Origin of the sequence: Acidovorax sp., assembly GCF_047607405.1 — a bacterium.
GTDB lineage: Bacteria > Pseudomonadota > Gammaproteobacteria > Burkholderiales > Burkholderiaceae_C > Acidovorax.
In genome coordinates this window covers 35,014-56,637 of sequence record NZ_JASGDA010000038.1, presented here as the reverse complement: position 1 = coordinate 56,637, position 21,624 = coordinate 35,014, and the positions used below count along the sequence as shown (strand labels likewise).

24 protein-coding genes and 2 riboswitches are annotated in these 21,624 nt (G+C 67.0%); of the genes, 4 read left to right on the top strand and 20 right to left on the bottom strand.

Annotation, left to right across the window (positions count from 1 at the left end):
- Positions 1 to 104: 104 nt before the first annotated feature.
- The 16 genes from QM569_RS05010 to lptF form a co-directional block, all read right to left on the bottom strand.
- Entirely contained in the window at positions 105 to 785 is a 681-nt protein-coding gene (locus QM569_RS05010; RefSeq protein WP_414986130.1) for an RluA family pseudouridine synthase, read from the bottom strand.
- On the bottom strand, positions 775 to 2,844 hold the full coding sequence (locus QM569_RS05005) for an ATP-binding protein (RefSeq protein WP_414986129.1): 2,070 nt from the start codon (positions 2,842 to 2,844) through the stop codon (positions 775 to 777). Before QM569_RS05005 ends, QM569_RS05010 begins: the two co-directional genes overlap by 11 nt.
- A 33-nt stretch (positions 2,845 to 2,877) precedes the next feature.
- A complete protein-coding gene (gene gcvP, locus QM569_RS05000; RefSeq protein WP_414986128.1) occupies positions 2,878 to 5,736 on the bottom strand; it encodes an aminomethyl-transferring glycine dehydrogenase in 2,859 nt (952 codons plus the stop codon).
- Between the two features lie 59 nt (positions 5,737 to 5,795).
- Positions 5,796 to 6,170: a glycine cleavage system protein GcvH gene (gene gcvH, locus QM569_RS04995; protein WP_414986127.1), complete on the bottom strand. Its 375-nt coding sequence runs from the start codon at positions 6,168 to 6,170 to the stop codon at positions 5,796 to 5,798.
- 37 nt (positions 6,171 to 6,207) lie between these two features.
- On the bottom strand, positions 6,208 to 7,329 hold the full coding sequence (gene gcvT, locus QM569_RS04990) for a glycine cleavage system aminomethyltransferase GcvT (protein WP_414986126.1): 1,122 nt from the start codon (positions 7,327 to 7,329) through the stop codon (positions 6,208 to 6,210).
- 41 nt (positions 7,330 to 7,370) lie between these two features.
- Positions 7,371 to 7,473, bottom strand: a riboswitch (glycine riboswitch).
- A gap of 13 nt (positions 7,474 to 7,486) precedes the next feature.
- Positions 7,487 to 7,576: riboswitch (glycine riboswitch) on the bottom strand.
- Between the two features lie 13 nt (positions 7,577 to 7,589).
- Entirely contained in the window at positions 7,590 to 8,885 is a 1,296-nt protein-coding gene (locus tag QM569_RS04985) for a TRAP transporter large permease (protein WP_414986125.1), read from the bottom strand.
- Entirely contained in the window at positions 8,882 to 9,394 is a 513-nt protein-coding gene (locus QM569_RS04980) for a TRAP transporter small permease (protein WP_414986124.1), read from the bottom strand. The genes QM569_RS04985 and QM569_RS04980 overlap by 4 nt, the downstream gene beginning before the upstream one ends.
- 58 nt (positions 9,395 to 9,452) lie before the next feature.
- Positions 9,453 to 10,427, bottom strand: a complete 975-nt coding sequence (locus QM569_RS04975) for a TRAP transporter substrate-binding protein (RefSeq protein ID WP_414986123.1) — start codon at positions 10,425 to 10,427, stop codon at positions 9,453 to 9,455.
- 106 nt (positions 10,428 to 10,533) lie between these two features.
- Positions 10,534 to 11,685: a pyridoxal phosphate-dependent aminotransferase gene (locus tag QM569_RS04970; protein ID WP_414986122.1), complete on the bottom strand. Its 1,152-nt coding sequence runs from the start codon at positions 11,683 to 11,685 to the stop codon at positions 10,534 to 10,536.
- The gene (locus QM569_RS04965; protein ID WP_414986121.1) at positions 11,682 to 12,623 is read right to left on the bottom strand and encodes a CysB family HTH-type transcriptional regulator; all 942 of its coding nucleotides are present in this window, start codon (positions 12,621 to 12,623) and stop codon (positions 11,682 to 11,684) included. Before QM569_RS04965 ends, QM569_RS04970 begins: the two co-directional genes overlap by 4 nt.
- Before the next feature lie 133 nt (positions 12,624 to 12,756).
- Positions 12,757 to 13,074 carry a type II toxin-antitoxin system RelE/ParE family toxin gene (locus tag QM569_RS04960; RefSeq protein WP_414986120.1) on the bottom strand — a complete coding sequence of 106 codons (318 nt, stop codon included), beginning with the start codon at positions 13,072 to 13,074 and terminating at the stop codon, positions 12,757 to 12,759.
- A complete protein-coding gene (locus QM569_RS04955) occupies positions 13,071 to 13,349 on the bottom strand; it encodes a YlcI/YnfO family protein (protein WP_414986119.1) in 279 nt (92 codons plus the stop codon). Before QM569_RS04955 ends, QM569_RS04960 begins: the two co-directional genes overlap by 4 nt.
- Positions 13,350 to 13,391: 42 nt before the next feature.
- Positions 13,392 to 13,733: a sirohydrochlorin chelatase gene (locus QM569_RS04950; RefSeq protein ID WP_414986118.1), complete on the bottom strand. Its 342-nt coding sequence runs from the start codon at positions 13,731 to 13,733 to the stop codon at positions 13,392 to 13,394.
- Entirely contained in the window at positions 13,711 to 13,782 is a 72-nt protein-coding gene (locus tag QM569_RS04945; RefSeq protein WP_414986131.1) for a hypothetical protein, read from the bottom strand. The genes QM569_RS04950 and QM569_RS04945 overlap by 23 nt, the downstream gene beginning before the upstream one ends.
- A 12-nt stretch (positions 13,783 to 13,794) precedes the next feature.
- Positions 13,795 to 14,901: an LPS export ABC transporter permease LptG gene (gene lptG / locus QM569_RS04940; protein ID WP_414986117.1), complete on the bottom strand. Its 1,107-nt coding sequence runs from the start codon at positions 14,899 to 14,901 to the stop codon at positions 13,795 to 13,797.
- Positions 14,898 to 15,998 carry an LPS export ABC transporter permease LptF gene (gene lptF, locus QM569_RS04935; protein WP_414986116.1) on the bottom strand — a complete coding sequence of 367 codons (1,101 nt, stop codon included), beginning with the start codon at positions 15,996 to 15,998 and terminating at the stop codon, positions 14,898 to 14,900. Before lptF ends, lptG begins: the two co-directional genes overlap by 4 nt.
- A 9-nt stretch (positions 15,999 to 16,007) precedes the next feature.
- Here lptF and QM569_RS04930 point away from each other — a divergent pair, with 9 nt between their 5' ends.
- The 4 genes from QM569_RS04930 to QM569_RS04915 all read left to right on the top strand — a co-directional run bounded on the left by QM569_RS04930 (position 16,008) and on the right by QM569_RS04915 (position 19,597).
- Entirely contained in the window at positions 16,008 to 17,486 is a 1,479-nt protein-coding gene (locus QM569_RS04930; protein ID WP_414986115.1) for a leucyl aminopeptidase, read from the top strand.
- 7 nt (positions 17,487 to 17,493) lie between these two features.
- Positions 17,494 to 17,934 (top strand): DNA polymerase III subunit chi, encoded by a 441-nt coding sequence (locus tag QM569_RS04925; protein ID WP_414986114.1) that lies wholly within the window; start codon positions 17,494 to 17,496, stop codon positions 17,932 to 17,934.
- A 3-nt stretch (positions 17,935 to 17,937) separates the two neighbouring features.
- A complete protein-coding gene (locus QM569_RS04920) occupies positions 17,938 to 18,348 on the top strand; it encodes a hypothetical protein (protein WP_414986113.1) in 411 nt (136 codons plus the stop codon).
- Positions 18,349 to 18,469: 121 nt separating this feature from the next.
- Entirely contained in the window at positions 18,470 to 19,597 is a 1,128-nt protein-coding gene (locus QM569_RS04915; RefSeq protein WP_414986112.1) for a branched-chain amino acid ABC transporter substrate-binding protein, read from the top strand.
- Between the two features lie 15 nt (positions 19,598 to 19,612).
- On the opposite strand, the gene QM569_RS04910 is transcribed toward QM569_RS04915, so the two are convergent.
- The 4 genes from QM569_RS04910 to QM569_RS04895 form a co-directional block, all read right to left on the bottom strand.
- The gene (locus tag QM569_RS04910; RefSeq protein ID WP_414986111.1) at positions 19,613 to 19,828 is read right to left on the bottom strand and encodes a hypothetical protein; all 216 of its coding nucleotides are present in this window, start codon (positions 19,826 to 19,828) and stop codon (positions 19,613 to 19,615) included.
- Between the two features lie 8 nt (positions 19,829 to 19,836).
- On the bottom strand, positions 19,837 to 20,133 hold the full coding sequence (locus QM569_RS04905; protein WP_414986110.1) for a hypothetical protein: 297 nt from the start codon (positions 20,131 to 20,133) through the stop codon (positions 19,837 to 19,839).
- A 2-nt stretch (positions 20,134 to 20,135) separates the two neighbouring features.
- Complete coding sequence (locus QM569_RS04900) at positions 20,136 to 21,143, bottom strand: D-2-hydroxyacid dehydrogenase family protein (RefSeq protein WP_414986109.1); 1,008 nt, start codon at positions 21,141 to 21,143, stop codon at positions 20,136 to 20,138.
- A gap of 77 nt (positions 21,144 to 21,220) precedes the next feature.
- Positions 21,221 to 21,535: a hypothetical protein gene (locus tag QM569_RS04895; protein ID WP_414986108.1), complete on the bottom strand. Its 315-nt coding sequence runs from the start codon at positions 21,533 to 21,535 to the stop codon at positions 21,221 to 21,223.
- Between the last annotated feature and the right edge of the window lie 89 nt (positions 21,536 to 21,624).

Below are 21,624 nucleotides of genomic sequence, written 5' to 3'. Positions count from 1 at the left end.
GCTTTTGCTGTAGCCCCAGCGCTATCGCATGGCGCTCCATCTCGCTCAGTTGTTCGTAGGTGTTCTTTGTCATGGGAGTCTCAATTCTGAAGGGGTGTTGCACTTCAGATTTGAGGCCGCCAAGCGCTGGAGGCCATTTTGACCATTAAAAAATCCGCAGGCCATTCGAACGCCATGGCCGCGCCCGTGGCCGGGTGCGCGAAGGCCAGGCCGCTGGCATGCAGCAGCAGCCGGGGCGCGCGCTGGCGGGTGGCATCGTCGCCATACAGCGCATCGCCCAGGATCGGGTGGCCCACGGCGGACAGGTGAACGCGCAGCTGGTGCGTGCGGCCTGTGATGGGCTCCAGCTCGACGTGGGTGGTGTCGCTGGCCTGGTCATGGGCCAGCGCGCGCCAGCGGGTCTGGCTGGGCTTGCCATTCACGGGGTCGATCACGCGCAGGGGGCGGCGGGGCCAGTCGGCGGCGATGGGCAGGTCGATGGTGTGCCATGCGCCGTCCGGCGCGCCCAGGCGGCCTGCCACGATGGCGTGGTAGCGCTTGGCGATCTGCCTTTGTGCAAAGGCATCGCCCAGGCGGCGCTGCGCCTCGGGGTGGCGGGCCATGAGGACGAGGCCCGAGGTGGCCTGGTCCAGGCGGTGAACGATGAGGGCGCCGGGCCAGCGCTGCTGGGCGCGGGTGCTCAAGGCGTCCTGCTTGTCCGGCCCCCTGCCGGGCACGCACAGCACGCCGGGGGGCTTGCACAGCACGAGCAGGTCGGCGTCCTCGTGCAGGGCTTCAACTGTCATGGCCCGCGACCAGCCGCTGCACCGTGGCGCACAGTTCTTCCACGTCGTTGGGCTTGTGGATGAGGGCGCGCGCGCCTTCGGCCAGGGCGGCCTGCTCGATCTCGGCGGTGACGTAGCCCGAGGCCAGGGCCACGGGCAGGCCGGGGCGGATGCTGCGCGCCTCGCGCACCAGGTCCACGCCGCAGAAGCCCGGCATGTTGTAGTCGGTGACGAGCAGGTCGTAGGCCTGCGGCGCGGCGCGCAGGGCGGCGGTGGCCTCGTGCGGGTCGGTGTAGCCGCTGACCTCGTAGCCCCGGCGGCGCAGCAGGCGCTGCACCAGGAAGACCAGGGCCTGGTCGTCGTCCACGTACATCACGTGGCGCTTGCGGCCTTCGGCGGCGGTTGCCTGTGCCTGCTGCTGTTGCTGCTGCGCGGCAGCGGGCTGCGCGGGGCCCTCTGCCACCGGAAAGTACAGCGTGAACCGGCTGCCGTGGCCGGGGCTGCTGTGTACGTCCACGGCGCCCTCGTGCGTGCGCATCACGCCGTGTACCACGGCCAGGCCCAGGCCCGTGCCCTGGCCCACGGGCTTGGTGGTGAAGAAGGGCTCGAAGATGCGCTCCTGCGTGGCCGCGTCCATGCCGGGGCCGGTGTCGCGCACGGTCAGGGCCACGTAGCCGGTGTCGGGGGCCAGGCCCAGCCGCTCTTCCAGCCGGTGGTCGGGCTGCACCGTGGCGGCCTCGACGTGGATGCTGCCGCGCTCGGCGCCGATGGCGTGGACGGCGTTGGTACACAGGTTGAGCAGCGCCTGCTCCACCTGCGTGGCGTCGGCCAGCACGGGGGGAAGGCTGGCGGGCAGCTGCATGTGCAGCGCGATGGCGGGGGGCAGGGTGACGCGCAGCAGGCGCTCGGTGTCGTGCGCCACCTCGGCCAGCGACACGGCGGCGCGCAGCGGCGCCTCGTTGCGGCTGAAGGTGAGGATCTGGCGCACCAGGTCGCGGGCGCGGCGGCCTGCCTTGTCGATCTCCTGCAGGCTCTCCAGCACGGGCGAACCGGCAGCGCAGTCGGCCTTGGCCAGCTCCACGTTACCCAGGATGGCGCCCAGGATGTTGTTGAAGTCGTGCGCGATGCCGCCCGCCATGGTGCCCACGGCCTGCATCTTGTGCGACTCGCGCAGCTGCGCCTCCAGCTCGTTGCGGTGTGCCTCGGCCTTCTTGCGGCCCGTGAGGTCGCGGGCGAAGACGGTGGTGGTCTCGCCCTCGGCGTGGCGCTCGAACGAGACGCTGACTTCCACCGCCAGTTCACGGCCCGACGCGGTGAGCGCCGTCATCTCGCCCAGCAGGGCCTGCGTGGCGAGCTGCGCGAACGCCAGGGCCTGGGCCGCGTCGGGCAAAAAGCGGTCGAGCGTGCTGCCCAGCGCATCGCTGGCGCTGCACTGGAACAGCGCCGCCGCCGTGGGGTTGAACACGGTGATGCGCTGGTGCTGGTCCACGCAGATGATGGCGTCCAGCGCGGAGTTGATGACGGTCTCCAGCCGCCGCTCGCTGGCGTGCAGCTGCGCGTTGCGCTCCTGCAGCGCCTGGCGCTCGGCCAGCAGCGGGCCCTGGTCGATCACCGCGCACAGGTACTGGGGCTGGGGCGGGCCGCTGGGCTGCGGGGCCTCGATGCGGGCGATGTGCAGGTCGCCCGTGATGCGGGCCCCGTCGTTGATGGTGAACACGACCTCCTTGGCCTCGGCGCGGCCTTCGACCTCGGCCTGGGCGAAGGCTTTGCGCACGCGCTGCGCGTCCTGCTCGCGCACGAAGGGCATCAGCGCGGCGAGCGGGCGGTCGCGCTCGGTGGGCTGGAAGGAGCGGTGCGCCATGGAGTTGGCCTGCACCACCATGTCGTGCTCGTCCACCACCATCAGGGCCAGCGGCACGCTGGCGAACAGCGCCTCGAAGCGCTCGTAGGCGCTCTCGGCCACGGCCTGGCTGTAGCGCAGCATCTCCAGCTCGGCCGCCAGGCCCTCGGGGGCCTGCGCGGGGGGCTGGGCGGGCCGGGGGGCAAAGGGGTCGAGGAAGGACAGGTCGGGGCGGCTCATGGCGGTAGGGTAAGACGCCCCATCACGGCACAGTCAGGCCAGCTCGCTCACGGGCACGCAGCTGCAGAACAGGTTGCGGTCGCCATACACGTTGTCCACGCGGCCCACGGGACTCCAGTACTTGGTTTGGCGCAGGGCGTGTACGGGGTAGGCGGCGGCCTCGCGGGCGTAGGGGTGCGGCCACTCGGCGGCGAGCAGGCTCTCGGCGGTGTGCGGGGCGTTCTTGAGCGGGTTGTCGTCCTGCGGCCAGACGCCGGCCTCGACCTGGCGGACCTCCTCGCGGATGGCGATCATCGCGGCTATGAAGCGGTCCAGCTCGAACAGGGTCTCGCTCTCGGTCGGCTCCACCATCAGCGTGTTGGGCACGGGGAAGGACAGCGTGGGCGCGTGAAAGCCGTAGTCGATCAGGCGCTTGGCCACGTCCTCGGCCATCACGCCGCTGGTTTCCTTGAGTTGCCGCAGGTCGAGGATGCACTCGTGCGCGACGTGGCCGTTGGCGGATGCGTACAGCGTGGGGTAGTGGTCTTTCAGGCGCGCGCTGATGTAGTTGGCGCTGAGGATGGCCGCTTCGGTCGCGGCGGTCAGGCCCTCGGCGCCCATCATGCGGATGTACATCCAGCTGATGGGCAGCACGGCGGCGTTGCCCAGGGGCGCGGCGCTGACGGCCCCGACCTTGCCCTGGCCGGGCAGGAAGGGCACGAGGTCCTGCACCACGCACACGGGGCCCACGCCGGGGCCGCCGCCGCCGTGGGGGATGCAGAAGGTCTTGTGCAGGTTCAGGTGGCTCACGTCGCCGCCGAATTCACCGGGCGCGGCCACGCCGACCAGGGCGTTCATGTTGGCGCCATCGACGTACACGCGCCCGCCGTGCTGGTGGACGAGGGCGCACAGCTCTTTCACCTGCGTCTCGAACACGCCGTGCGTGCTGGGGTAGGTGATCATCACGCAGGCCAGCTTGTCGCTGTGCTGCTCGCACTTGGCTTGCAGGTCGGCCATGTCCACATTGCCGTTCTCGTCGCACTTGGTCACTACCACTTGCATGCCCACCATCTGCGCGCTGGCGGGGTTGGTGCCGTGGGCGCTGCTGGGGATCAGGCAGACGGTGCGGTGCGCCTCGCCCCGGCTCTCATGCCAGCCCTTGATGGCGAGCAGGCCCGCGTATTCGCCCTGGCTGCCCGCGTTGGGCTGCAGGCTGATGCCGGCGTAGCCCGTGGCCTCGCACAGCCAGGCGCGCAACTGCTCGTCGAGCTGCCGGTAGCCCTGCTGCTGGTCGGCGGGGGCGTAGGGGTGCACGTGGGCGAACTCGGGCCAGGTGATGGGGATCATCTCGCTGGTGGCGTTGAGCTTCATGGTGCAGCTACCCAGCGGGATCATGCTGCGGTCGAGCGCCAGATCCTTGTCGGAGAGCTGGCGGATGTAGCGCAGCATGGCCGTCTCGCTGTGGTGGGTGTTGAACACCGGGTGCGTCAGGTAGGGGCTGGTGCGGCGCAGCGCGGCGGGGATGAGGTCGGTGCCATCGTCCAGCGCCTCGATGCTGGGCAGCGCCTGGCCGTCTTTGGCAAAAATCTTCCAGACCAGCTCCACGTCGGCGCGCGTGGTGGTTTCGTCCAGCGAGATGCACAGGTATTCATCCCAGGCTTTTCGCAGGTTTGCGCCCATCTGGCGGGCGCGAGCAGCTATCGAATCGGTAGCGTCGCCGGTTTTCAGGCTGATGGTGTCGAAGGCCGTGCCGTGGTGCGTGGGGGCGTAGCCCAGTTGCGCCAGGCCCCGGCTCAGGATGGCGGCGTAGCGTGCCACGCGCCGGGCGATGCGGGCCAGGCCCTCGGGGCCGTGATAGACCGCGTACATGCTGGCGACCACGGCGGGCAGCACCTGCGCGGTGCAGATGTTGGACGTGGCCTTTTCGCGGCGGATGTGCTGCTCGCGCGTCTGCAGCGCCAGGCGGTAGGCGGGCCGGCCGTGTGCATCGACGCTCACGCCCACCAGGCGGCCCGGCATGCTGCGCTTGAACTCGTCGCGGCAGGCCATGTAGGCGGCGTGCGGGCCGCCCGCGCCCATGGGCATGCCAAAGCGCTGCGTGGTGCCCACGACGATGTCGGCGCCCATTTCGCCCGGGGTCTTGAGCAGCGTCAGCGCCAGCAGGTCGGCGGCGAAGATGGCGGCGGCCCCCTTGGCGTGGATCTTGTCCACCTCGCCGCTCCAGTCCATCAGCCAGCCGCTGCTGGCGGGGTACTGGATGAGGGCGGCAAAGTAGTCGTCGGCGGCGATGGCGGCGTCCCACTCGGCGGCGGAGTTGGCGAGCTTGACGGCGAGGCCCAGCGGCGCGGCGCGGGTCTGCATGACCGCGATGGTCTGCGGGTGCGCGTCGCCGCCCACCACGATGGCGTTGCCCCGGGCCTTGACGGAGCGGCGCGCCAGCGTCATGGCCTCTGCGGCGGCCGTGGCCTCGTCGAGCATGGAGGCGTTGGCGATGGGCATGCCCGTCAGGTCGCACACCATGGTCTGGAAGTTGACCAGCGCTTCCATGCGGCCCTGCGAGATTTCGGCCTGGTAGGGCGTGTAGGCCGTGTACCAGGCCGGGTTCTCCAGGATGTTGCGCAGGATGACGCCCGGCGTGTGCGTGCCGTAATAGCCCTGGCCGATGAAGCTCTTGAACAGCTGGTTCTTGCCCGCGATGGCTTTCAGCTCGGCCAGCGCCGCCGCTTCGGTCGCGGGCGGGGGCAGGGCCATGGCGCTGCTGCGCGCGATGGAGCGCGGCACGATGGAGTCGATGAGAGCGCGGCGCGAGGCCTCGCCGATCGCCGACAGCATGTGGGCTTCGTCTTGCGCGCTGATGCCGATGTGGCGCGGTTGGAACTCGGCGGCGTTTTCCAGGGCTTCTAGGGTGGGCATGGCTTTATGAATGAAATTGGCCTCTAGCGCTTGATGGAAAAGCGCGAGTAGCTATCAATTTAAGAGTTTGCGGCAAAGGCGGTATAGGCCGTCTCGTCCATCAGCGCGTCGAGCTGGCTGGCGTCGGACAGCTTGACCTTGAAGAACCAGCCCGCGCCCAGCGGGTCGGTGTTGGCGAGGGACGGGTCGGCGCGCAGGGTTTCGTTGACTTCCACGATCTCGCCAGACACAGGCATGTACACGTCTGCTGCAGCCTTCACCGACTCCACCACGCCTGCCACCTCGCCCTGCGCGAAGCTTGTGCCCACGGCGGGCAGGTCCACGAACACCACGTCGCCCAGCGCGTCCTGCGCGTGGACGGTGATGCCGACCACGGCGGCGGCTGCGTCGGCGGCGTTGATCCACTCGTGCTCTTGGGAGAATTTGACGGTCATGGGGAAGGCTCCTGAAAAAAGTGAAAAGAAAACGGATTTAGCCACGGAAGTAGTTCGGCGCGATGAAGGGCAGGGCGCGCACTTCCATCGGCACCGCCTTGCCGCGCACGATGGCGTTGACGCGCGTGCCGATGGCGGCAAAGGCGGGCGCGACGTAGCCCATGGCGATGGGCTCGTTCACCGTGGGGGCCAGCAGGCCGCTGGTGACTTCGCCGATCTTTTCGCCTTGCGGGCTTTGCAGTTCGGTGTGCTCGCGCACGGGCACGCGCTCTAGCGCGACCAGGCCCACGCGCTTGCGGGTGAGGCTGGGCGGGTTGTCAATTTGCGCCAGCACTTTGTCCGCGCCCGGAAAGCCCCCGGCGCGCTCGCCGCCCGTGCGGCGCACCTTCTGGATGGCCCAGTTCAGGGCCGCCTCGGGCGGGGTGGTGGTGGTGTCGATGTCGTTGCCGTACAGGCACAGGCCCGCCTCCAGCCGCAGCGAGTTGCGGGCGCCCAGGCCGATGGGCAAAACCCCGGGCTGCGCGAGCAGGGCGCGGGCCAGGGTGTCGGCCTGCGCGGCGGGTACGGAGATTTCAAAACCGTCCTCGCCCGTGTAGCCGCTGCGGGTGACGAAGCAGTCGCAGCCTGCGATGGTGAACGCGCCGCCCGTCATGAACACGAGCTTTTCCACGCCGGGCGCAAGCCGCGCCAGCGCCACGGCGGCCTGCGGGCCTTGCAGCGCCAGCAGCGCGTGGTCGGGCATGGGGCGCACCTCGCAGCGCTGGCCGATGCGCGCCTGAATGTGCGCAATGTCGCCCGCCTTGCACGCGCCGTTGACGATCACGAACAGGGTCTCGTTGCCCTGGTTGAAGAACATCAGGTCGTCGATGATTCCGCCCTCGTCATTGAGCAGCAGCCCGTAGCGCTGCTTGCCCACGGGCAGGCCGATCACGTCCACGGGCATCAAGGTCTCGAACGCGGCGGCGGCGTCGGGGCCGACGAGCTTGAGCTGCCCCATGTGCGACACGTCGAACAGCCCGGCGGCGCTGCGTGTGTGCAGGTGCTCGGCCATCAGGCCCGTGGGGTATTGCACGGGCATGGAATAGCCCGCGAAGGGCACCATGCGCGCGCCAAGTTCGATGTGCAGGGCGTTCAGGGGAGTGGTGAGCAGGTTGGACATAAGGGGCAGGGCAAATGGTGAAGCGGTCGCAATGACCGCCGATTTGCCCCGCTGTCCGCTTTACCTGAGAGATTCACCCTGCTGCGCAGGGCTTGCTCCTTCGGTGGGCCGCATGTGCTGCGGCCTCTCTCCAGCAAGGGAACGCCCGCATCCCTGCGGGCGTTTGCCAGTCCTTTTTGCCTGAGCGTTCGGCAGCTGCCTGCGCCTTCGGCGGCCTCGTGGAGAGGCGCTCTCCTGGCGGGCGCAAGTATATCTGCTGGCTACTTGATGAAGCCCCACACCCGCGGCAGCCAGGTGGAAAGCTGCGGCACGAAGGTCAGCAGCACCAGCACCACGCCATGCGCCCACAAGAACGGCACCAGCTCGCGCACCAGCGCCGACATGGGTACCTTGGACACGTTGCAGGTCACGAACAGCAGCCCGCCCACGGGCGGCGTGATCATGCCCAGCGTGAGGTTGTAGATCACGATCATGGCGAAATGCACCGGGTCCACGCCCAGCTTCACGGCCACGGGCGCGAGGATGGGCGCCAGCACCATCACGCCCGGCAGCGGCTCGATGAAGATGCCGAACAGCAGCAAAAAGACGTTCACGATGATGAGGAACATCCACGGCGTGAGGTTCATGCCGACCAGCCACTCGGCCATCTGCTGCGGGATGCCCTCGATGGTCAGAATCCACGCGAACGAGGCCGACAGCCCGATGATGATGAGCACCGACGCCGACAGCAGGGCCGAGCGCGCCAGGATGTCGGGCAGCGCCCTCCATTGCAGCGTGCGATAGACGAACTTGCCGCACACCAGCGCATAGAACACCGCCACCACCGACGCCTCGGTCGGCGTGAACCAGCCCGCGCGCATGCCGCCCAGGATGACGACCGGCAGCAGGATGGCGGGCAGCGCCTTCCAGGTGGTGCGCAGAATATCGGCCAGCCCGGGCATCTGGCCGTCGCCCTTGTAGTTGCGCTTCTTGGAGACGTGGAAATTGACGACGCACATCGCCACCGCGATCAGGATGCCGGGTATCACCCCCGCCACGAACAGCGCGCCCACCGACACGGTTTCGTCCTGCAGCGCGTAGATGATCATGATGATCGACGGCGGAATGATGGGCCCCACGATGGCTGTGGACGCCGTCAGCGCCGCCGCATAGGAGCGGTCGTACCCGGCCCTGTCCATCATCTTGATGAGCATGGAGCCCGGCCCCGCCGCGTCGGCCAGCGCCGAGCCGCTGATGCCCGAGAAGAACGTCAGCGACACCACGTTGGTGTAGCCCAGCCCGCCGCGCTTGTGGCCCACGAACTGGCCCGCGAAGCGCAGCAGCACCTCGGTGAGCGAGCCGCCGCTCATCAGCTCCGCCGCCAGGATGAAGAAGGGCACGGCCATGAGCGGAAAGCTGTCGATGCCGGTGAAGGTCTCCTTGAGCAGCACCATGAGCGGGTAGCTCTCGGCCAGGATCAGGGTGGCGGCGGTGGCCAGGCCCAGCGCGAACGCCACGGGCACGCCGATGGCGAGGAACAGGCAGGCCGAGACGATGAGGATGAGGGACGCGCTCATAGCGATGCGCTCGCATTCGCGTCAAAGTGTTCGTCGCACGCGAACCTGCGATCCAGCACGTAGCCGCGCACGATGAACGCGAAGTGGACGATCAGCAGCACGCCGCCGATCAGCATGGCGCTGTAGATGTAGGCGAACGGAATCTGCGTGACGGCGGTGAGCTGGAACATGGTGCGCTGCATGTACAGCCAGCCATACCAGACCATGAAGCAGAAGAACGCGAACAGCAGCGCCGCCACCGTGGCGCGGATGGCGATGGCGCCCGCGCGGGGCAGGGCGTCCTGCAGGTTCTCCACGGCGATGTGGCCGCCGTAGCGCAGCACCGGCCCGGCGCCCAGGAAGGTGAGCCAGATCATCATGTGGCGCGACACCTCTTCGGCCCATTCGAGCGAGTCGTGCGTCACGTAGCGCATCACCACGTTGGTGAAGATGATGACGGACATGGCGGCCAGCAGCAGGATCAGCGCCCAGCGGTTGGCGGCCAGGAAGCAGCGTTCAAAGGTTTTCACGGCGGCTCTCAGAAATAAAAACGCCCGGCTTGGTAGCCGGGCGTGGGTGGGGGCGGGGTCAGCGCACGTCCTGGATCTTCTTGATGTTGTCCGCGCCGAACTCCTTGGCGTATTGCGCATATGCGGGCTTGAGCGCCTCGCGGAAGGCGTTGCCGTCCACCGTCTTGATGACCTTCATGCCCTGCTGCTCCAGCAGGGCAATGCCGTTGTTCTCGTCGTCGTTCACCTTCTTGCGCTGGGCGGCGCCCGCCAGGCGCGCGGCATCGACGAACACCTTCTTGTCGGCGTCGGACAGCTTGTTCCACACCTTGGGCGAGAGCAGCAGCAGCGCGGGCGAATAGACGTGCCCGGTGAGCGACAGGTGCTTTTGCACCTGCGAGAACTTGGCCGACAGGATCACGGGGATGGGGTTCTCCTGGCCGTCCACCGTGCCTTGCTGCAGCGCACCGAACAGTTCGGGGAAGGCCATGGGCGTGGGCAGGATGCCGAAGGTGCGGTAGCCGTCCATGTGGACCTTGTTTTCCATGGTGCGCATCTTCAGGCCCTTGGCGTCCTCGGGCTTGACGATGTCGCGCTTGGAGTTGGTCATGTGGCGAAAACCGTTCTCCGTCCAGGCCAGGGCGATGATGCCCTTGGACGGGAACTTGGCCAGGATGTCCTGGCCGATGGGGCCGTCCATCACCTTGCGCGCGTGGTCGTAGTCGCGGAACAGGAAGGGGATGTCCACGATCTTCACCTCGGGCACGAAGTTGCCCACGGGGCCGGTGGAGGTGTTCACCAGGTCCTGCGTGCCCAGCTGCACGGCCTCGATCTGCTCGCGCTCGCCGCCCAGCGCCGAGTTGGCGAAGTGCTGGCACTTGTAGCGCCCCTGCGTGTTCTTCTCCACCTCGTCGCAGAACACCTTGGAGCCCACGCCGTAGTGCGAATCGGGTGCCGTCGCATAGCCGATCTTGAGCGTCGTGGTCTGCGCGCTGGCGGCGGCCACCAGGCCGAGCGCGAGGCTCAGACCGGCGGCGAGAGAAGTCAATTGCATGGTGTCTCCTGGATGTTGTTTGACGCGAAATTATGGCGACGCAGCACGGCTGGGAGCATCGGGGTTTGTGCGGTTATGAAGGCGGATGCAAGTGCTCGGGACTGACTTATAGCCTCCGCAGCCGCTCCAGCGCGGCGCGCAGCGTCTCGTCCTTCTTGGCAAAGCAAAAGCGCACCACGCGCTGGTCGAACCCGTCGCCGTAGAAGGCCGACAGCGGGATCGCCGCCACGCCCACCTCGCGCGTGAGCCACTGGCAGAAGTCGGACTCGTTCAGGTCGCTCACCGCCGAGATGTCCACGCACTGGAAGTAGCTGCCCGTGCTGGGCAGCAGCTTCAGGCGCGAGCCTTCGAGGCCCTGGCGGAACAGGTCGCGCTTGGCCTGGTAGAAGGCGGGCAGTTGCAGGTACGGGGCCGGGTCTTGCAGGTATGCGGCCAGGCCGTATTGCATGGGCGTGTTGACGGTGAACACGTTGAACTGGTGTACCTTGCGGAACTCCGCCGTCAGCGCGGCGGGCGCGGCCACGGTGCCGACCTTCCAGCCCGTCACGTGGAAGGTCTTGCCGAAGCTCGACACGATGAAGGCGCGCTCGGCCAGGCCCGCAAAGCGCGCGGCGCTCTGGTGCTCGGCGCCGTCGAAGACCATGTGCTCATACACCTCGTCGCTGATGAGCAGCACGTTGGTGGGCGCGAGCAGTTCTTCCAGGTGGCGCATTTCCGCCGCGCTCCAAATGGTGGCGCTGGGGTTGTGCGGCGTGTTGATGAGGATGGCCCGCGTGCGTGGCGTGATGGCGGCGCTGATCTTGCCGAAGTCCGGGCGAAAGCTGCCGGGCGTGAGGGGCACGCGCACCGCGACACCGCCCGCCAGCTCGATGTTGGGCACGTAGCTGTCATAGCAGGGGTCGAGCACGATCACCTCGTCGCCCGGGTGGACGATGGCGAGGATGGCGGTGATGATGGCCTGCGTGGCACCCGCCGTGATGGTGATTTCGGTGTTGGCGCTGTACTGGCGGGCGTGGAGTGCTTCAATTTTGCGAGCAACCGCCTCGCGCAATGCAGGCACGCCGGGCATGGGCGGGTACTGGTTGTGGCCCGCCTGCATGGCCTGGGTGACGGCGTTGACCAGGGCCGGGTCGCAGGCAAAGTCCGGGAAACCCTGGCCCAGGTTGACGGCGTTGTGCTCTGCCGCCAGGGCCGACATGACGGTGAAGATGGTCGTGCCCACGTGGGGCAGCTTGCTAGGGAAGGACGGCGTTGTCATAGCTCGTAATCAGCAACGTGCCCGCTCATGGCGCGGGCGATGAGTTCGCGGCTCAGGCGCTCGGACAGCAGCTCGGCAAACTTGAAGACGAAGTTGCGCAGGTAGGCGCCGCGCTTGAAGGCCACGCGTGCCACGCTCTGGCCGAACAAATGGCCCATGGGGCGCACGGTCAGGTCGCCCAGCGGGTCGTCGCGCATGGCCATCTCGGCCACGATGCCGATGCCCAGTCCCAGGCGCACGTAGGTCTTGATCACGTCGGAGTCGATGGCTTCGAGCACGATGCGCGGCGTGAGCTTGCGCGTGGCGAAGGCGGCGTCGATCTTTCCCCGGCCCGTGAAGGACGGGTGGTAGGTGATGAGCGATTCGTGCGCCAGGTCTTCCAGGCCGATGCGTTCCTTTTGCGCCAGCGGGTGGCCGTTGGGCACCACCAGCACGTGCTGCCATTCGTAGCAGGGCAGGGTGACGAGGTCGGGGTAGTCGGCCAGCGACTCGGTCGCCATGCCGATCTCGGCCACCTCGTCGATCACCATGCGCGCCACCTCGTGCGGCGTGGCCTGGTGCAGGCTGATGTGGACCTTGGGATAGACCTCGCGCAGCCGCGCCACGGGCACGGGCAGCACGTAGCGGGCCTGGGTGTGGGTGGTGGCGATGCTGAGGGTGCCGCTGTCCTGCGCGCTGAACTGCTCGCCGATGCGCTTCAAGTTGCCCACCTCGCGCATGATGACCTCGATGCTTTTCAGCACATGCTGGCCCGGCTCGGTGATGCGCTTCAAGCGCTTGCCGTGGCGCGCGAAGATGTCCACGCCCAGTTCTTCTTCCAGCTCGATGATGGCCTTGGACACGCCCGGCTGCGAGGTGTGCAGCGCCTTGGCGGCTTCGGTCAGGTTGAGGTTGCGGCGGGCGGCCTCTTGAACGAAGCGGAATTGGTGCAGGTTCATGCTGAATGACGCCTAAGAAGGTGCGTCATTATGCTGCATTCGTCTATAGAAGTTGATGATGAAGCGGGGGCCGCGAGGTGCGCCATACGATTTATTCGCATCCTCGCCATCTATTATTTTTGAGGCAAAAACATCAGTGATAGTCCGATTCCCTTTGATGGCGCACGGCCAGCACGGTGACGGTTTCGTCCGGTTCGATCTCGAACAGCGCCACGTACCCCGCAGCGCCGAAGGGGATGAGCAACTCGCGCAGATAGGGGTTGTCCGGTGTGGCCTTGCGGCAGATGTAGGGCGTGTACTCAAGGATTGCGAGGTGGTGCTCGATGGCATCCAGTGCGCGTTCGGCCACGTCGGTGCTGCGATCCGGGGCGTGGTCGAGCAGGTAGGTGTACAGGCGCAGCAGGTCTTCTTCGGCTTCTTCGGTGAAGCGCAGGGTATGGGAGGTGTTCACGCGTGTTCGCCGCGCCGGGTCTGGGCGGCTTGCAGGCTGGCCCGCAGTTTGCCGATCACTTCGTTGGCGGGTACGTACCGGCCATGCTCGCGCGCCCTGTCACGGGAGGCGATGCCGCGCGCAAGGAAGTCGGCTTGCGCACGGCGCAGCGCCACCTGGCCGCGCACGGCGCTTTCGATGAACTGGGACAGGCTCTCGCCTTCCAGCAGCACGGCTTCGGTGTCCTGACGCAGTTGCGGGCTGACGCGCAGAGAGGGCAGGGAGGTGGTTTTCATGGCGTTGTGCGTTGCATTTGCGATGCGCGCCAGTGTAGCTCACTATTCAGTCGCCATACGCGCCAGCAAGGCAATCACCCGTTCATCCTCACCCACGGCAGGCCGCACGCTGAAGGCCACGCCAGGGTGCGCCGCACGCAGCGCCTGGACCAAGCGCGGCAGGTCTTCACGCGCGTGCTTGCCCATGCCCAGGAACAGCGGAACCACGGTGATGCTGGCAGCGCCGCCGTCCACCAGCGCGGCGGCGGCCTCGGGCAGCGTGGGCGGGCACAGTTCCATGTAGGCGCAATGCACGGCGGCGTGGGGCTGCGTGGTGCGAATGTGCTCGGCCACGGCCTCGATGGGCGCGCGCCACAGCGGGTCACGCGATCCGTGTGCTAGCAAAATGATAGCTGCTTGCGCTTGCTGCATGGGCGCCAGAGGCCAAAAACACTACAAACTCTGTCTAGCGCCGCAGCACTAGCCAGCCAAAGGCCGCCAGCGACAGCACCGAGTAGATCAGCCCTGGCGCGGCAGCCGTCAGCATGGGTGGCCAGTTCTGCAGATTGCCCGCGTAGCCGAACACGTTGTTCAGCAGGAAGAAGCTGATGCCCGCCATCACCCCGCCAAACACATAGCCCGCGATGCCGCCGGAGCGAAAGTGCAGGTAGGCAAACGGCAGCGCCAGCACCACCATGACAAGGCACGACAGCGGGTAGAACACCTTGCGCCAGAACTCGATCTCGTAGCGCTGGGCAGACTGGCCGTTGGCCTCCAGGTGGCGCACGTACTGGAACAGGTCGATGGTCGCCATGCGGTCGGGCTTGAGCAGGGCGGCGGCCACCATGTCGGCGCTGATGCGGGTGGGCCATGCGAGCGCGGGCGCCTGGAGGTGCTCCACGCGGGCGTCCTGCGTGCCGCGCAGCTCGAAAGTGCTGCGCTGAACGTCTTGCAGCTCCCAGCTGCCGTTGGCGTCAAAGCTGGCCGAGGCGGCCCGCGTCTGCGAGGCCAGCCGCCCGTCGGCGTCGAATTCGAAAATGCGCACGTCCAGCATGCCGCCGTGGGGCGCAAGGGCGCGCACGTTGACGGCAAACGAATGGTCGTCCTGCCGCTCCTTCAGCCACGCGCCGGTGGCCCCCGTGGTCAGCTTGCCCAGGTAGCGCACCTTGACGAGCTGCGCGGCCCGGTCCGCAAGCGGCGCCACGTAGTCGCCCACGGCAAAGGTCAGCAGCACGAAGACGCCGCCCAGCGCCAGCAATGTGCGCAGCGCGCGCCACGGCCCCATGCCGCTGGTGCGCATGATGGTGAACTCCGAGCTTTGCGCCAGCCGCGCCATCACGAAGATGGTGCCGATCAGCACGGTGATCGGCAGCAGCTCGTACAGGTGGCTGGGAATGCTCAGCGCCACGTACAGGAAGGCGTGCGAGAGCTGGTAGCCCTCGCCCCCGGCTTTGCCCACCCAGCGCAGTTCGTCCACCAGGTCAAAGAAAAAGAACAGCGCCAGGAACCCGGCGGTGACGAAGGCCACGGCGAGCAGCGCCTCGCGGTGGATCAGGCGGCGCAGGGTCTTCATGCCGCGTCCCCCGCGCGGGCCAGCCACAGCCGCCGCACGCTCCATTGGTTGTGCCGCGCTGCCAGCACCAGGGCGGACACCAGCAGCATGCCCCCGTGCAGCAGCACCATGAAGCTGCCCAGCCCCAGGCGGCCCGCGCCCACCCAGCTTTGCCCCAGCGTCATGAGGTTGTAATAAACGATGAAGCCGAACAGCGCGAACACCAGGCTGGTGCTGCGCGCCGCGCGCGGGTTGGCGCTGGTCACCGCCAGGCCCAGCACCACGAAGTTGAGCGCCGCCAGCGCCAGGCCCACGCGCCAGCCCAGCTCGGCCAGGTAGGCGGGCTGGGGCTGCAGCAGCAGTTCATGCGTGGGGCGGGTCTTGACCGACAAATCCTCGGCGTAGCCCGACGGCGCGGCGCCGATGCGCGTGCCGTATTCGGCGAACTCGCTGATCTTGACGCCCGGCTTGTCCCGCGCAGTCTCCAGCCGCTGCCCGTTGGACAGCAGGGCCATGCGGTCGCCGCCCTGCGTCTCCAGCCGCGCGCTGCGCGCCGAGGTCACGGACTCGCGCTGGCCGTCCGTGGCGGCGATGAAGATGTTGTTGCCCACCAGCGTGTCGGGGCTGTCCTTGTCGATGAAGAACACCCGGCTGCCGTTGGACGACTCCTGAAACTCGCCCGGCGCGATGCGGTCGATGTCGCTGCGCTGCTCGTAGCGCGTCTTCAGCTCCTGGATCTGCGAATTGGCCCAGGGCCACACCAGCAGCGACAGCACGGCAATCACCAGCATCACCGGCCACGCAAAGCGCAGCAGGGGCTTGAGCAGGCTGACCAGCCCGCGCCCGCCCGCGAACCAGATCACCATCTCGCTGTCGCGGTACATGCGCGAGAGCGTGCCCACGACGGCGATGAACAGGCTCAGGCTCAGGATGGCGGGCAACTGCCCGACCACCGTAAAACCCATGACCAGCATCACGTCCGAGGGGCTGACGCTGCCCTTGGATGCCTGGCCCAAGGTGCGGATGAGCATCATGGTCATGACCACGGTCACCAGCACCACCAGCGTCGCGCCGAAGCTGCGCGCCAGCTCCTTGCGGATGGATGAATCGAATAACATCCGTCGATTATGAACTTTGACCTCAAGACCCTGGACCTCGCCGCAGCTGCTTTGGAGAAGTGTGATCTGCTGGTCGTGCTGATCGCCGAGGGATTCAAGCCGGGCAAGGATGCCCTGTCTTCCCTGGCCGCGCTGGCTGTCAAGAACGGCGACCTGTCCACCAAGCCTGGCAAGCACCTTCAGCTCTACCAGCCGCCCGCCGTTGCCGCCCGCCGCGTGGTGCTGCTGGGCGTGGGCGACGGCTCGGCACGCGCCGCCCGCCAGGCGCTGCTGGCCGTGGCGGGCGCCCTCAAGGCCCCCAAGACCCAGCGTGCCGTGCTCTGCTTTGCGGCAGATGCAAAGCCCGCCGCCGTCAGCGCCGCAGTGCAGGCCGTGGCCGAGGCCAGTTACGTCTATACCACTACCAAACCCAAGGCCGATGCGCGGGCATTGAGCCGCTGCATTGTCGGCGTACCCGCCATCGCCGCCGTGCGCGAAGCCTTCGACACGGGCGTGGCCTTGGTCGCGGGCGTGGAGTTCGCCCGTGAATGGGGCAACCGCCCCGCCAACCACGCCACGCCCAGCCTGCTGGCCGAGGCCGCCAAAGGTCTTGCCAAGCTGCCCCGCATCCAGTGCAAGGTGCATGGCCCGGCAGAGGTGGCACGCTTGAAAATGGGCGCGTTTTTGGCCGTGGCGCGCGGCTCCGAAGAACCCCTGCGTTTCATCGAGCTGCGCTACGACGGCGCGCCCAGCAGCCAGCCGCCCGTGGTGCTGGTGGGCAAGGGCATCACCTTCGACACGGGTGGTATCTCCATCAAGCCCGCCGCTGAGATGGACGAGATGAAGTTCGACATGTGCGGCGCCGCCGGCGTGCTCGGCACCTTCCGCGCCCTGGGCGAATTGCAGCCCGCCATCAACGTCGTGGGGCTGATACCGGCCTGCGAGAACATGCCCGATGGCCGCGCCGTCAAGCCCGGCGACGTGGTGACGAGCATGAGCGGCCAGACCATCGAAATCCTGAACACCGACGCAGAGGGCCGCCTGGTGCTGTGCGACGCGCTGACTTACGCCGCCCGCTTCAAGCCTGCCGCCATGGTGGACATCGCCACCCTCACGGGCGCCTGCGTCATCGCCCTGGGCGGCGTGCGCAGCGGCCTGTTCGCCAACGACGACGCGCTGGCTGCGGCCTTGCAATCTGCGGGTGAGTCCGCGCAAGACCTGTGCTGGCGCATGCCGCTGGACGACGACTACGCCGATGGCCTGAAAAGCAACTTCGCTGACATGGGCAACGTGGCGGGCCGCGCAGGCGGCTCCATCACCGCCGCCAAGTTCTTGCAGAAGTTCGTGGGCGACATTCCCTGGGCGCACCTGGACATTGCGGGCACGGCCTGGAAGGGCGGTGCGGCCAAGGGCTCCACCGGGCGCCCCGTGGCCCTGCTGGTGCAGTACCTGCTCGACCAGGCCGCCACGGCCAAGCCCGCCGCCGCCAAGCGCACAGCCAAGAAGTGACCCGAGAGTGACCGAAGTCGCCTTCCACTTCAACGCGCCGGACAAACTGGCCTACGCCTGCCGCTTTGCGCGCAAGGTGCAGCGCAGCGGCGCGCGGCTGGTCATCACCGCGCCAGACAAGGCGTTGGCGCTGCTCGATCACATGCTGTGGACCGGCCTGAGCCCGCAGGACTTCGTGGCCCATTGCCGGGACGACGGCGTCAGCGAAGATTTGGTACACGCATCCCCCGTGCTGCTCATCCCCGACGCCCGCACCGCGCCGCACCACGAGGTGCTGCTGAACCTGCATGCCGACGTGCCCGAGGGCTTCGAGCGCTTTGGCAAGCTGGTCGAAGTAGTGAGCGCGCAGGACGAGGCCGACCGCAGCGCTGGGCGCGCCCGCTGGCGCCACTATGCGTCGCTGGGGTACGCCATCACCCGGCACGACCTCGTCTTGAAAACGGGCTGACCCATGGCACTGCCGCCGCCCCGCACGCCCCCGCGCTTCGTACCAACCCTCACCGAAGTGGTGCAGGTGCCGCAGGCCACGCCCTTACAAGGGGCACAAGGTACACCCGTCGCACCCGCGCACGCCGCCGTCGCTCCGCCGCCCCAGCGCCCCGCCGTCCCGGCTCCGGCAGCGGCAATGCAGCCCCCCCTGCCCGACGGCATGGAGGAATACATGGTCCACCGCGTCATGCAGCGCGTGGACGTAGTGCTGGACAAGCGCCTGCGCGAAGCCATCGCCACCGTGGTGCAGGAACAGACGCGCTCGGTGCTGCCCAGGCTGCGCGAGGAGATCGAATCGGTGGTCCGCCACGCCGTCTATGAAGCCGTGGCGGACGAGCTTGCCAGCGGCGCGCAGGTGCTGCGAAAAGGATGACAGGGTATTCCCCTGTACATTTTTTTGTGGCCCCTAGTGATCTGGCCCATAAATTGCGATATGTTCGCCTGCGTTGAGATACAAGAATCTTCTCAGCGTTTTTCTTTACTGGAGATTGAATATGCAATTGAAGTTGAAACTGACCGTGGTTGCCGCTATCGCGGCTGTTGTCGGCGTGGCCTCTGCACAAGAACAGGTGGTCAAGATCGGCCACGTGGCTCCGGTTTCCGGCGCCCAAGCCCACTACGGCAAGGACAACGAAAATGGCGCCCGCATGGCCATTGAAGAACTGAACACCCAGAACATCGTCATTGGCGGCAAGAAGATCAAGTTCGAGCTGCAGGCCGAAGACGATGCAGCCGATCCCAAGCAAGGCACGGCTGCCGCGCAAAAGCTGTGCGACTCCAAGGTCGCAGGCGTCGTGGGCCACCTCAACTCCGGTACCACCATCCCCGCATCCAAGGTTTACAACGACTGCGGCATCCCCCACGTGACCGGCGCGGCCACCAACCCCAACCTGACCAAGCCCGGTTACAAGACCACCTTCCGCATCATTGCCAACGACAACGCCCTGGGCGCTGGCTTGGCCAACTACGCGGCCGACACGCTCAAGCTCAAGACCGTCGCCATCATCGACGACCGTACCGCCTACGGTCAGGGCGTGGCCGCTGTGTTCAAGAAGGTTGCCACTGAAAAAGGCATGAAGGTGGTGGACGAGCAGTTCACGACCGACAAGGCCACGGACTTCATGGCCATCCTGACCGCCATCAAGGCCAAGAACCCCGACGCCATCTTCTTCGGCGGCATGGACCCCCAAGGCGGCCCCATGCTGCGTCAGATGGAACAACTGGGCCTGACCAAGACCAAGTACTTCGGCGGCGACGGCATCTGCACGTCCGAAATCGCCAAGCTGGCTGCCGGTGCCAAGACGCTGGAAAACGTGGTTTGCGCCGAAGGCGGCTCCTCGCTGGCCAAGATGCCTGGCGGCACGGCCTGGAAGGCCAAATACGACGCCAAGTTCCCTGGCCAGTTCCAGGTGTACAGCCCCTACACCTACGACGCCACTTTCCTGATCGTGGATGCCATGAAGCGCGCCAACTCGGTCGATCCCAAGGTCTATACCCCCGAACTGGCCAAGTCCAACTTCAAGGGCGTGACCTCGACGATCCAGTTCGAACCCAATGGCGAAATGAAGAACCCCGCCATTACCCTGTACGTGTACAAGGACGGCAAGAAGGTGCCGCTGTAATACGAGCGCTTCCTTTCATTCGGCAAAAAGGCTTCCTTCGGGAAGCCTTTTTGTTTTGGGAGTGATGCGCGCCAGCACGGCGGCAACTTCGGCCAGGAAGTGAGGCGGTTGGTAGAGTTCCGCGGCACCATTGCGGCACGCCAGCAAAATCGCCACGGCAGGCTCCACATGATCTTCACGGCCCGCCCAGTCGCCTTGCGCAAACCATTTGATGGCAACGCTGGCGTCCACCACGCAAATCACGGGCGCCCCAGTTCGCGCGCCTCCTGAAACTGGGCTTCGGAAATGTGGGGCGCATGGATGCGCCGGGCCAGGATGCGGTCAATGGCGTTGACGTGCTGCTGGCGGGCCTGGGCGCGCTGTACGGCCTCACGCATCAAATCGGCAATGACGGCACTCTTGTTCTGCCCTTCAAAGGTGGCGTTGAATGCCTCTTTCACATCCTCTGGCACGCTGAAATTGACGGTGGGCATGGCATTCCTTGCGTTGTTGAAATTTTCAACAACACTGTGGGCGGCAATGAAGGTCCGGGTCAACCTCAGCGCCGCACCTGCAGCGCCCCTGGGTTCACGATGTTGGTGGGCGTGCCCTTGATGAAGTTGACCGCGTTGTCGAAGGCTGCGCCGAAGTACAGCTCGTAGCTGTCCTGCTCCACATAGCCGATGTGGGGCGTGCAGATGCAGTTCTCCAGCCGCAGCAGCGCATGGCCTTGCAAAATGGGCTCGCTCTCGAAGACATCCACGGCGGCCATGCCCGGGCGGCCACGGTTGAGGGCGGCGATCAGCGCGTCGGGCTCGATGAGTTCGGCGCGCGAGGTGTTCACCAGCAGCGATGTCGGCTTCATGCACGACAGGTCTTCCAGCGAGACGATGCCGCGCGTTTCGTCGGTCAGGCGCAGGTGCAGCGAGATCACGTCGCACTGCGAGAAAAATTCCTCGCGCGTGGTGGCGGCCTGGTAGCCATCGGACAGCGCCTGCGCGCGCGAGGCCTCGCGGCCCCAGATGCGCACGTTCATGCCGAAGGCCCGACCGTAGCCCGCCACGAGTTGGCCGATGCGGCCATAGCCCCAGATGCCCAGCGTCTTGCCGCGCAGCACGCTGCCGAGGCCGAAGTTGGGCGGCATGGACGCAGTCTTGAGGCCCGATTGCTGCCAGGCGCCGTGCTTGAGGTTGGAGATGTACTGCGGCAGGCGGCGCATGGCGGCCATCACCAGGGCCCAGGTCAACTCGGCCGGCGCCACGGGCGAGCCTATGCCTTCGGCCACGGCAATGCCGCGCTCGGTACATGCGGTGACGTCGATGTGGCTGCCGACCTTGCCAGTCTGTGCGATGAGCTTGAGCCGGGGCAGCTTCTCGACAAGCTGGCGGGTGATGTGGGTGCGCTCCCGTATCAGGACGATGATGTCGGCGTCCCGCAGCCGAACGGACAACTGGCCCAGCCCCTTGACGGTGTTGGTATAGACCTTGGCGGTGTAAGCGTCGAGCCGCGAGGCGCAATGGAGCTTGCGCACAGCGTCCTGGTAGTCGTCGAGGATCACGATGTTCATCCCGACATTGTGCCTTGGCAGCACCGGCGCACTGCACAGACAAAGGCTGCGGCGCTTCGCTTTTGGTGACAGGGTGTTCAGGCTTGCAGCGCCTCGGACGCGGCCATGCGGTCCAGTTCGGCGCACACATCGGCCATGCGGCCCGAAAGGACGATGCGGCCCGTGCCCGCGTGGGCGATTTTGCGCACGGCGGGCCGGGGCGCAGGGGGCTGGACGGTGAAGGGCCAGTTGCCCCGGAGCGGGCGCTGGCGTGCGGGCAGCGCGGCGGGATGGCTGGCGGTGCCCGGGGGTTGCGGGTGAGCGGGGCGGGGGGCTTCGGCCCACAGGTGGTCATGAAACCAGTGTGCAAGGCTTTGCAGGGCAGAAAGCAAGGTGGAGAGAGCGATTCCCATGTGAAAACTCCGAAGGTCGGGGGTTGAACATAGGCAGGATTGCGAACGGACAGGCTCGCGCCGCAGGGCTGGCACACCGGCCTGGCCGG